At 63.5% G+C, this 11,271-nt stretch carries 11 protein-coding genes; 5 read left to right on the forward strand and 6 right to left on the reverse strand.

Going from position 1 to position 11,271, the window contains the following annotated elements:
- Positions 1 to 18 precede the first annotated feature (18 nt).
- The 5 genes from QM996_RS28980 to QM996_RS29000 form a co-directional block, all read right to left on the reverse strand.
- Positions 19 to 804, reverse strand: coding sequence for an SDR family NAD(P)-dependent oxidoreductase (locus QM996_RS28980; protein WP_334197303.1), 786 nt, complete (start codon positions 802 to 804; stop codon positions 19 to 21).
- A gap of 107 nt (positions 805 to 911) precedes the next feature.
- Positions 912 to 1,904, reverse strand: a complete 993-nt coding sequence (locus tag QM996_RS28985; RefSeq protein WP_334197304.1) for an ABC transporter permease — start codon at positions 1,902 to 1,904, stop codon at positions 912 to 914.
- A complete protein-coding gene (locus tag QM996_RS28990; protein ID WP_334197305.1) occupies positions 1,901 to 3,445 on the reverse strand; it encodes a sugar ABC transporter ATP-binding protein in 1,545 nt (514 codons plus the stop codon). Before QM996_RS28990 ends, QM996_RS28985 begins: the two co-directional genes overlap by 4 nt.
- Before the next feature lie 72 nt (positions 3,446 to 3,517).
- On the reverse strand, positions 3,518 to 4,477 hold the full coding sequence (locus QM996_RS28995; protein ID WP_334197306.1) for a substrate-binding domain-containing protein: 960 nt from the start codon (positions 4,475 to 4,477) through the stop codon (positions 3,518 to 3,520).
- 111 nt (positions 4,478 to 4,588) lie between these two features.
- Positions 4,589 to 5,332 (reverse strand): FadR/GntR family transcriptional regulator, encoded by a 744-nt coding sequence (locus tag QM996_RS29000; protein ID WP_334197307.1) that lies wholly within the window; start codon positions 5,330 to 5,332, stop codon positions 4,589 to 4,591.
- A 197-nt stretch (positions 5,333 to 5,529) separates the two neighbouring features.
- Here QM996_RS29000 and uxuA point away from each other — a divergent pair, with 197 nt between their 5' ends.
- Together uxuA and QM996_RS29010 are read left to right on the forward strand one after the other, a co-directional pair.
- Positions 5,530 to 6,720, forward strand: coding sequence for a mannonate dehydratase (uxuA, locus tag QM996_RS29005; RefSeq protein ID WP_334198705.1), 1,191 nt, complete (start codon positions 5,530 to 5,532; stop codon positions 6,718 to 6,720).
- An 8-nt stretch (positions 6,721 to 6,728) separates the two neighbouring features.
- Positions 6,729 to 7,421, forward strand: coding sequence for an RraA family protein (locus tag QM996_RS29010; protein WP_334197308.1), 693 nt, complete (start codon positions 6,729 to 6,731; stop codon positions 7,419 to 7,421).
- Positions 7,422 to 7,451: 30 nt separating this feature from the next.
- Here the strand turns inward: QM996_RS29010 and QM996_RS29015 are convergent, their stop codons facing one another.
- Positions 7,452 to 7,934 (reverse strand): Lrp/AsnC family transcriptional regulator, encoded by a 483-nt coding sequence (locus QM996_RS29015; RefSeq protein WP_334197309.1) that lies wholly within the window; start codon positions 7,932 to 7,934, stop codon positions 7,452 to 7,454.
- Between the two features lie 100 nt (positions 7,935 to 8,034).
- Between QM996_RS29015 and QM996_RS29020 the strand changes: the two genes are divergently transcribed.
- From QM996_RS29020 to QM996_RS29030, 3 genes are read left to right on the forward strand one after another with little or no spacing between them, the layout of a single operon-like run.
- A complete protein-coding gene (locus QM996_RS29020) occupies positions 8,035 to 9,534 on the forward strand; it encodes an aminotransferase class V-fold PLP-dependent enzyme (protein WP_334197310.1) in 1,500 nt (499 codons plus the stop codon).
- Complete coding sequence (locus QM996_RS29025) at positions 9,527 to 10,402, forward strand: MBL fold metallo-hydrolase (protein ID WP_334197311.1); 876 nt, start codon at positions 9,527 to 9,529, stop codon at positions 10,400 to 10,402. Before QM996_RS29020 ends, QM996_RS29025 begins: the two co-directional genes overlap by 8 nt.
- A gap of 28 nt (positions 10,403 to 10,430) precedes the next feature.
- Positions 10,431 to 11,192, forward strand: a complete 762-nt coding sequence (locus QM996_RS29030; RefSeq protein ID WP_334198706.1) for a sulfite exporter TauE/SafE family protein — start codon at positions 10,431 to 10,433, stop codon at positions 11,190 to 11,192.
- The last annotated feature ends 79 nt before the right edge of the window (positions 11,193 to 11,271 follow it).

Below are 11,271 nucleotides of genomic sequence, written 5' to 3' on the forward strand. Positions count from 1 at the left end.
TTGACGCTTCCTGTCTGATTACTTGACGCCGATACCAGCGGTGAGGCCGCCGTCGATGCGGAAATCCGAGCCGGTGACGAAGGCGGCGCGGTCGGAGGCGAGGTAGGCGACCAGTTCGGCCACCTCCTCCGGTTCGCCAATGCGGCCGATCGGGTGCGCGGCACCGAAGCGGGCAAAGGCTTCCGCCTCGCTGACGCCCTCGCCGCCATAGGTGCGAGCCGCGAGCGACAAAAGCGGTGTGCGCACCGAGCCGGGGCTGACCGAATTCACCCGGACCTTCACCGCCGCGTGGTCGAGCGCCATGGCACGGGTCAGCGCGTGAATCGCCCCCTTGGAGGCAACATAGGCGGCAACATTCTGCTGGCAGGCGTGGCCCTGCACCGAGGAAATGTTGACGATGGCGCCGCCGCCACGCTTCACCATTTCGGGAATGCCGAAGCGGCCGGTCAGGTAGATCGAGCCGACATTGACCGAGAGGCAGCGCGCAAAGGTCTCGGCGCTGGTATCGAGCACCGTGCCGTAGGGATGAACGGCTGCGGCATTGACGATGATGTCGAGGCCACCTTGGCGCAGCACCGCCTCGCGGACCGCCGCTTCGACCTCGGCTTCCACGGAGACATCTGTCAGCCGCGTCGACATCGGCAGGTTGCGCTCGCTGGCGATCTTGTCGAATGTCTCGTTGGTGGCAACGTCGTTGCCGCAGGCGAGCACGGTTGCGCCGGAAGACGCCAGGCGGATCGCCGAGGCGAGACCGATACCGGACGTGCCGGTGACGAGTGCGATTTTTCCTTTGAATTCAGTCATGATTGTCTCCGCGATGGATCGCGATGATTTGGATCGCGGGCGACCCAAGATCATATGCGTGATCGATTTTCATGAGGGCCGCGGGGTGCAAGCACCCCGCGCCGGTCTCAGCGCACCCGTTCCAGAACCTGGTTCAAGAGCACGGCGCCGAGAATGATCCCGCCGCGCACGACGTATTGCCAATATTCGCTGACATTCATCAGCGTCATGCCGTTGGAAATGCAACCGAGGAACAGGACCCCGATCAGCGTGCCCCAAATGCGGCCCTTGCCACCAAAGAGCGAGGTGCCGCCGATGATCACGGCGGCGATGACGTCGAGCTCCATGCCCGTTGCCGTCGTCCCGGTTCCGGCGCCGATCTGCGAGGCGATCAGCGTGCCGGAGACGGCGGTGAGCGCGCCAGTGAGCCCCAGCGTCAGCGCCTTTACCTTCCAGATGTCGATGCCGGAGAGGCGGGCTGCCTCCATGTTGCCGCCGACGGCATAAACCTCGCGGCCGAAGCTCGTATACTTCATCAGGAAATGCATGCCGGCAAAGGTGAGCGCAAAGATATAGACCGGGAACGGAATGCCGAAGAGGTAGCCGCCGCCGAGGAAATCGAAGCCGAGCGGGAAGGACGACATCGGGAAGCCGCCGGTGATGAGATTGGCGACCCCGCGGAGCGCCGCAAAAAGCGCAAGCGTGGTGATGAAGGTCGGCACGTTGAACCATTGCCGGAAACGGCCGGTGAGATAGCCGAGCATGAAGCCGAGCAACAACGCCACGGCAAAACCGACCGTGACGGCGCCCCAATCGCCGAGCGCATCGGTGAAGCGGTCTGCAAACCAGGCAACGATGCAGCCGGCAAGTGCCGCGCCCGCCCCGACCGAAAGGTCGATCTCGCCGCTGATGATGACCGCCGTCATGCCGAAGGCGATGATACCGAGCATCGAGACCGTGCGCAGCACGTTCAAGACGTTGCTGGTCGAGGCAAAGCCGGGCGCGACCAGGATCAGGAAGATCACCAGCGCCGCGAGAATGATCTCCATCGGATAGGTCTTGAGGAACTTGAGCGGCGTGTTCTGTCCGCCGGCCTCGGTCGTTTGGCTCACAAGTGTCATTGCTTGGCCCCTTCCATGCACAGGCCGTAGAGTTCGGTAAGATCGGTTTTCGTCGGATCCACTTCGGCGACAACGGCGCCGTGGTGCATCACCAGGATGCGATCGGCGACTTCGAGGACCTCCTCGAGTTCCGTCGAGACGAAGATGCTGGCGAGGCCGTCGGCCGCCTTCTGCCAGATGATGTCGAAGATCTGGCGCTTGGCCTGAACGTCGACGCCGCGGCTCGGTTCATCGAAGAACATCACCGAGGGCTGCCGGTTCAGCCATTTGCCGATCACCACCTTCTGCTGGTTGCCGCCGGAAAGCGACGACACCGGCAGTTCCGGGTCGCCGCACTTGATATGCAGATCGGCGATCTGGCGGCGCACATGCGGTTGTTCGCGCCGACGCGAGATGAAGCCCTTGTTCGAGATCGGGCCGAGGCTCGCCATGCAGAGATTGTCGGCGGTCGAGAGCGACTGTACGAGCCCGACCTCCTTGCGATTTTCCGGCGTGTAGCCAAGCCCCGCCTTGCGCATATCGCGCGGGCTCGCGCCGGTCATGATGCGGCCATCGAACCTGACGGAACCGCCGTCGACCCGGTCGGCGCCGAAAATCGCCCGCATCAGTTCCGTGCGCCCGGCTCCAAGCAAGCCGGCGATGCCGAGGATTTCGCCGGGAAAGAGGTCGAAGGAGACGTCGTGGAAATGCCCTGACCGGCTGAGTTCGCGCACTTCGAGCACCGGCTTGGTGCGATCGAGCTCGCGCCGCGGCGGACGCGTGGCACGCGCCGCATCGCCGAACATCATGCCGACGATCCCCGAAGGCGTCGTCTCTTTCATCGCGACCGAGCCGATATAATGGCCGTCGCGGATCACCGTGCAGGTGTCGGCGATCTCGAAGAGTTCGCTCATGCGGTGGGTGATGTAGATCATCGTCACGCCGCGGGCGCGTAAGCGTTCGATCAGCGCGAAGAGCTGCTTGACCTCGCGGGTGGCGAGCGCCGAGGTTGGCTCGTCGAGCAGCAGGATCGACGGGTTGAAGGACATCGCCTTGACGATCTCCACCACCTGCTGCTGGCCGACGCTGAGGGCGGAGACCGGCTGGCGGGAATCGAGCGCAAGCCCCATGTCGGCGAGCAGTTCGCCGGCGCGCCGGTGCAGGCCCGCCCAGTCGACGACGCTGAAACCGGCGCGCCGCCGATGCGGCAGCCGGCCGAGAAAGATGTTCTCGCCGACCGAAAGCTCCGGCACCAGCGAGAGCTCCTGATGCACGGTGACGATGCCGGCGGCGAAGGCGTCATGCGGCGAGGTGAAGTGGCGGTCCTCGCCGTTGACGCTGATCGTGCCGGATGTCGGCTCGGTGACGCCGGCAAGAAGCTTGACCAGTGTCGACTTGCCCGAGCCGTTCTTGCCCATCAGGGCATGCACTTTCCCGGGTGCGAAGCTGTGGGTGAATTCGGAAAGGGCGACAGTCGGGCCGTAACGCTTGGTCACGGCCCGAAAGTCCAGCCGTCCCTGCACCCCTTGCAACGCGGCTGACCTTGGTTGCGGATAGCTCATGCGGATTTCCTGCTGTGCGCGGCGAAGGAGCGACGGGACAAGGCTCCCGCCGCCCAGTTCACTTCCGGGCCTTTACTTCAAGGCTTTGAGGCCTTCCTTGTAGGCAGCGACGCCTTCCGCGTCGGCACGGGTCAGAGGCAGAACCGGAACGTTGACCTTCGTCTCGATCTTCTTGCCGTCGAGCAGGTTCTGCGCGGCTTCGATCGCCTGCTTGCCGACCTCGAGCGGCTGTTGCGCTGTCGTCGCCTGCAGCACGTTGTCGGAATTCAGGAGCATGTTGGCGAGTTGCTCGGAACCGTCGGTGCCGAAGACGAAGACCTTGCCTTCGAGGCCTGCCTTCTTCACCGCCTGAACGGCGCCGATCGTGCCGCCTTCGTTGGCGGCATAGATCACCCGGATATCGGGATTGGCCGTCAGCATGTCGCTTGCGACGGCGAGCGCCTTCTCGGCGAGCCAGGCGTCCTGTTGGGCGACGATGTCGACCTGATCCTTGACGACGCTCAGGAAGCCGTCGACGCGGGCATTCGATTGCTCCGGCAGCAGCGCCTTGAAGGCGAGCGTGCCGATCTTGACCTTCTCGCCATTGCCGAGCGTCTTTAAGAAGTCGGTCGCGGCCTTGCCGGTGCCGATGCCGATATCGCGGTCCGAGCTCGTCACGGTCGCCTGGGCGACGTCACCATTGGCAGACGTGCCGTAGGTCACGACCGTGATGCCGGCGTCGCGCGCCTTCTTCAGCGCCGGCACCGAGGCGTCAGCCGAAAGCGGCGCGACGACGATCGAGTTCACGCCGCGGGCGATGTAGGTGTCGATCAGCTGGGCTTCCTTCTCCAGCTTGCTGTCGCTATTGCCGGCAAGGAGCTCGTCTCCGGCCGCTTCCGCAGCCTTCTCCATACCGATCTGGATGCCGCGGAAATACTGGTCCTGCTGGAAGACGATGCCGGCGATCGCCTTGCCGCCGGCGAAGGCCGCGCCCGGCGCGAAGCTGACGGTGGCAAGTAGCGCGGCAAGCGCCAGACGTTTCATGCTGCTCATATTGGTTCTCCTCCCAAGTGCCCTGTTCGTGCCGCCGGACCAACGGGCGAGTGGATCCGGCAAACGGCCGTCCACACCGTAAAGGCGGTGTGGCTCAAAATTCCAATGTGCTCATCGCGCTTGCTGGCCGCCCGGCACGGCATCGACGAAGCGGATGCCGAACTCCAGATGCCGGCTCATCAGGTAGACATAGGCAATGCGGTCACGGGCTCTGAGCGCCCGGATGATCTCGGCGTGCGCCTCGAAGGTTTCCGCATGCACCGTGCGCTCAGCCTTGCCGAGCCGCATGACCTCCTCGATCACCGAGCGCAGCATGTGATAGGCGGCAAGCGTCGTGCGGTTGCCCGAAAGTTCGACGATCGCCGAATGGAACTCGTAATCGCAACGCGCCGCATCCTCGACGCTGCCGGCTTCCAGGATCCGCGCGTTGATCGCGTCCAGCCGGTCCAAGTCGTCATCCCCAGCCGTCAGGATTATGTGCTCGCCGACGCCTGTCTCGATGATGCGCCGGAAGCCCTGGAGATCCCGGAACGAGTCCGGTGAAATCCCATTGTGGAAGGCGAAGAGCCGGCGGATCGCCTCGCCGTGTCCGCCGCTGATGACGGCGCCGACCTTCGGCCGGGTCTCGACCAAGCCATAGGCGCGCAGCACCTGCAGCGCCTCGCGCACGGTGTTGCGGCCGGCCTGGAACTGCTCGCCGAGATCGCGCTCGGTCGGCAGCGCATCGCCGATGCCGAGGCCTCGCTCGGAGATCATGTCGCGGATCTGCTCGACGAGGCGATCGACGGCCGAGGTCTTGCCCGGCTCCACGGCCTCCACGCCCGACAATGCATCTTCCCGTACCGAACTGCTCACCGGCCATCCTCCCTGCGATGTTTATTTGTTGGTCCAGATTGCGGCGTCAGTCAAGCGCAAACTCGAGAATCTGCATCTCGGCATCATATTTGCGCCAAATCCTCGTTTCACGGCTTGAATTGTTGGACCAATCAGACATTATTGACCAACGTGGTCCAACAAGACACGGAAGCGGGTAGGAGTTCTGCATGAGACTGATGGAAGAGTGCTTTCGCTGGTACGGGCCGAACGATCCGGTGCCGCTCAGCCATATCCGGCAGGCAGGCGCGACAGGGATCGTCTCGGCGCTGCACCACATCTACGACGGATCGCCGTGGCCCGACGAAGCCATCGTGGAGCAGAAGGCACTGATCGAAGCCGCGGGCATGCGCTGGAGCGTCGTTGAGAGCATTCCGGTACACAACTCGATCAAGCTCGCCACCGCCGAAAGCGCTCGCTACATCGGCTGGTACAAGGACACGCTTCGCGCCCTGGCGCGGGCGGGCATAAACATCGTCTGCTACAACTTCATGCCGGTGGTCGACTGGACGCGCACCGAGCTGATGCAGCCCTTGGCGAACGGTGGCTACGCGTTACGCTTCGATGCGGTCGACTTTGCTGCCTACGACCTCTTCGTATTGAAGCGCCCGCATGTCGAGGATAGCTACGCCGAGCGGCAGATTTTCGCCGCCCGCCAGCGCTTCGATAAGATGGACCAGACGAAGATCGACCGGATCGAGCGCAATCTCATCGCCGGCTTGCCGGCAACCGAGCGCCAGTTCAACCGGGCGAGTTTTCTAGCCGCCCTTGCCGAATATGATGGCGTGACGGCCAATCACCTGCATGCCAACCTGGCGCACTTTCTCAGGGAGATCGTACCGGTCGCCGAGGAAGTCGGTATCCGGCTTTGCATTCACCCCGACGATCCGGCCTTTTCGCTCTACGGCCTGCCGCGCATTGTCTCCACCGCGGCGGATGTCCGGCAAATTCTCGCCGCCGTCGACAGTCCGGCCAACGGCATCACCTTCTGCACCGGCTCCTACGGGACCCGCGCGGAAAACGATTTGCCGGCCATGGTCCGCGAATTTGGGCCGCGCATCCATTTCGCCCACCTGCGCAACGTTCAGCGCGAGGAGGACGGTTCCTTCCATGAGGCGGACCATCTCGGCGGATCGAGCGATATGCCGGCGGTGATCTTCGCACTGATGCAGGAACAGGAACGGCGTGTGCGCGAAGGCCGCCCCGACTGGCAGATTCCGCTGCGGCCGGACCATGGGCACCTGCTGGCCGACGATATCGGCAAGGAGCGGATCAATCCCGGTTACTCGCTGATCGGCCGGCTGAAGGGCCTCGCGGAAATCAGAGGCGTCATGCAGGGCATCGCGACCGCCATGGCGCACAAGGCTTGAGGGAAGAAATGAACCATTTTGAAGACGATACCGAACTGTTTGCCGCCATGCGCAGTCGGCTGTTCACGGCCGTGGTCGGCGATATCCTGGACACAATGGGCCTGCAGCATCAGTTCCTGCCACCGCAGATCCGGGCGCTTCGCGACGACATGGTCGCTGTCGGGCGGGCAATGCCGGTGCTCGAGGCCGATTTCTTCGCGGCCGCCGAGACAAGTGGAAACTCGGCGTTCAGCGCCAAGCCGTTCGGCCTGATGTTCCACGCGCTCGATAGCCTGAAGGCCAACGAGATCTATGTCTGCTCCGGCTCCTCGCCGCGTTATGCCGTCTGGGGTGAGTTGATGTCGACACGGGCGCTGAAGCTGAAGGCGGCGGGTGCGATTTGCGATGGCTATTGCCGCGACAGCGCTGGCATTCTCGCGCTTGATTTCCCGACCTTCTGCTACGGATCCTATGCACAGGACCAAGGCCCGCGCGGCAAGGTCGTCGACTACAGCATTCCGATCGAGATCGGCGACATCCGTATCCGGCCGGGCGACATTCTCTTCGGCGACCGCGACGGCGTGCTCGTCATTCCGCGCGAGGCTGAGCGGGAAGCAATCGCGCTGGCTTTGGAAAAGGCCGAAACCGAAAACAAGGTTCGCCTCGCGATCGAGGCCGGCATGAGCACCGTCGAGGCGTTCGAGCGTTTCGGCGTCATGTGATCGATGTGGAGCGCCGGGAGAGCCGGCGCCTCATTTCAACCGGCTGAGGTCCACGGGGCGATTGTTGATGATCGCTTCCATCGAGAAGAAGCCGGTGACGGTTGCGAGGTCGAAATTGGTGATCAGCTTCTGGTAAAAGCTGTCGTAGCCACGCATGCCCTTGGTCACCACCTTGATCAGATAGTCCCAATCACCCCCGATCCGATAGAAGTCGATCACCTCCGGCAGTCGCTCGACATGCTGCCGAAAACCATCGCTCCACTCCTTGGAGTGATGACGGGTGCGGATCATCACGAACACGGTCAGATCCAACCCCAGCGCGCTCAGATCTATGTCTGCGTGCGAGCCCCGGATCAGTCCGATCGACTGCAGACGCTGAAGGCGCCGCCAGCACGCATTCTGTGACAAGCCGACCTTTTCAGCCAAGTCGCGCTGCGAGAGCGACGAATCTTTTTGCAATGCGGTAAGGATGTTCAGATCGAAGCCATCGATTTTGAACGAAGATTCGATCATTTGACACAATCCATGGCCGAAACTGCAGAAAATAGGTGAACTTTTCGACCGTGGACGAGATTACAATTGCTGTCAATGTTCGCTCCGAGGAGTCAGCGAGATGATCGTGCCTGCCGTCCACCGCCAGCCCTCAGAGGCACTTACGCCCCTTGCCCGTTTCCGCCAGGCTTTGAATGGCCCGGACGTGGTTGCCGACCTCCGCGACGGTCTCGTCGGGGCGAAGGCAAAGATCGCCGGTCCCTACGGCATGAAGGCCCTGGTCTATGCGGACTATGTCGCCTCGGGCCGCGCTTTGCGTGTGATCGAAGACTTCGTGCTCGAAGAGGTGCTGCCCTATTACGCCAACAGCCACACGGAGGCCTCCTATTGCGGAGGCTTCATGACCCGGATGCGCCGGGAAGCGCGCGCGCTGATCGGTGAATTCTGTGGCGCGACGGCGGACCACGCGGTCATCTTCACCGGGTCCGGCGCGACCTCGGGCATCAACCGCCTGGTCAAGCTGTTCGGCGTCGCCGAAGCTGCGGCAGCAGGCAAACGGGTCCGGATCATCATCGGCCCCTACGAGCATCACTCCAACATCCTGCCCTGGCGCGAAAGCGGTGCCGAGATCATCGAACTGGCCGAATGCCCGGCGGGCGGGCCAGAGCTTGCTGAACTTAGCGAAGCGCTCAACGCCGGTTCGCCTGAGCTGACGGTCTGCACCCTCTCGGCCGGATCGAACATCACCGGGATCACCAGCGACGTCGTCACGATCACCCGGATGGTCAAGGCTGCCGGCGCCAAGATGATCTGGGACTATGCCGGCGCCGGCCCTTACGTTCCGATCTCGCTGTCGCCAGCCGCCGGTGCCGAGATCGACGCTGTCGTCATCTCGCCGCACAAGTTCATCGGCGGCCCGGGTGCCTCCGGCATCCTGATCGTCCGCCGCGACGGCGTCGCCACGAACAAGCCGACCTGGCCGGGCGGCGGCACGGTCAAGTTCGTTTCGCCCGATACGCACGACTACAGCGGCAGCCTCGAGGCACGCGAAGAAGCCGGAACGCCGAACGTCGTCGGCGACATCCGCGCCGCACTCGCCTTCATCGTCAAACATGCGATCGGGCTTGAGGAGATCGAGAGGCGCAATCGCGCGCTGACCAGGCGGGCGTTTGCCGCCTGGAAGGCCGTGCCGCAACTGGAGCTGCTCGGTCTTCAAGAGCCGGATCGCCTGCCGATCTTTTCCTTCCGTATCAGGAACGGCAAGGGCGGCTATGTCCACCAGCAGCTCGTCACCCGCATGCTCAGCGACCGCTTCGGCATTCAGGCGCGCGGCGGCTGTGCCTGTGCGGGGCCTTACGTTCACAGGCTGTTGTCGATCGATGCGGCGCATTCCGAGCAAATCCGCCAGGCGATCCTCGCCGGCGAGGAGATCGAGAAGCCCGGCTTCACGCGGCTGAATTTCAGCGTCCTGCTGTCGGACGAAAAGGTGAAATACATCCTCGACTGCGTCACGCAGCTCGCGGCGGACGCACCCACCTTCGAAGCTGACTACGATTTCGACCCCACCCGCGCGATCTTCTTCCCGTGCGCCACGGCTGAAGAGGCCCTCGCCTATGCATAAGCCCGATGTTACCGGCTTCTACGATCCCCGCACCGGCAGCATACAATATGTCGTCGCCGATCCGGCGACCGGTAAATGCGCAATCATCGATCCGGTGCTCGATTTCGACGAGAAGTCGGGCTCGACCGCCACGCGGAATGCCGACGCGATCCTCGACCATATCGCCGCCAAGGGTCTGACGGTCGAGTGGATCCTCGACACCCATCCCCATGCGGACCATTTCTCGGCAGCGCGCTATCTGAAGAGCCGGACCGGCGCCCCGACGGCGATCGGCGAACATGTCAAGGGCGTGCAGCGGATCTGGAAGGAGATCTATAACTGGCCGGATTTTGCTTGCGACGGCTCGCAATGGGACCGGCCGTTTGTCGACGGCGAGACATTCCGGATCGGCGAACTTAAGGCCCGTGTCATCCATTCGCCCGGCCATACGCTGGCATCGATCAGCTATGTAATCGGCGACGCAGCCTTCATCCATGACACGCTGTTCATGCCCGACAGCGGCTCGGCCCGCGCCGATTTTCCTGGCGGCAGTGCGAGGGACCTCTGGCGTTCGATCCAGGCGATCCTGGCGTTGCCGGACGAGACACGCCTATTCACCGGCCACGACTATTGCCACGGCGGTCGCAAGGCACGCTGGGAAAGCACCGTAGCGGAGCAGAAGGCCACAAACCCGCATGTCGCTGGCAAGACCGAGGCGGACTACATCGGCCTGCGCGAGGCACGCGACCGGACCTTGCCGATGCCAAAACTCATCCTGCACGCGCTGCAGGTGAACGTGCGCGGCGGCGAACTGCCGGCCGCCGAAGACAATGGCCGGCGCTACCTGAAGATACCGCTCGACGCCCTTCCCGGTGCGGTCTGGGGGTAGCGGCATCGTGGCGGACCCTTTCCAGCAAATGTTGCTTGCGATCGGCTCCGGTTCGCTCACCGGCTTCACGCTCGGCCTGATCGGCGGCGGCGGCTCGATCCTTGCGACTCCGCTGCTGATCTATGTCGTCGGCATCCGCGACGTGCATACGGCGCTCGGCACCGGTGCGCTCGCCGTTTCCGCCAACGCCTATCTCAACCTTATCAGCCATGCGCTTCGCGGCCATCTCTGGTGGCGCTGTGCTTTGATCTTCACCGTCGCCGGCTCGCTCGGCGCCTATTTCGGCTCCAGCCTCGGCAAGCTGGTCGATGGACAGCGGCTGCTATTTCTCTTCGGCCTCGTGATGATGTTCGTCAGCTTCGCGATGCGAGGGGCGAAGAGCCAAGCGGTCAGCACGCCGCAATCGCTCTCGGCGCTCACCCATGGCAAGACCGGCCTGACCGCACTGCTGACCGGCACCTGTTCCGGCTTCTTCGGCATCGGCGGCGGCTTCCTCATCGTTCCCGGACTGCTGCTTGCGACCGGCATGCCGCTCATCAATGCGGTCGGCACCTCGCTTCTCGCCGTCGGCACCTTCGGCCTGACGACGACGATCAACTATGCATCCTCAGGCTTGGTGGATTGGCGCATCTCCGGCTATTTCATCGCCGGCGGCATTGCGGGCGGGATTTTCGGCACGATCGTCTCCACCCGACTGTCGACCCACCGCGATGTCCTGACCCAGATCTTCCGCGGCGTCATTTTTTCCGTCAGCCTCTACGTTCTCTGGCGCAGCTACATAGCGCCGTGATCCCATCCCTCGGTCTTCAGCCGGCGACGCAGACAGCAAAGCGCGCCTGGATGCTATCCCCGAGGAGGCTCGGGATCGG

It is taken from the genome of Sinorhizobium chiapasense, from assembly GCF_045277575.1.
Taxonomy (GTDB): Bacteria; Pseudomonadota; Alphaproteobacteria; order Rhizobiales; family Rhizobiaceae; genus Ensifer; species Ensifer chiapasense_A.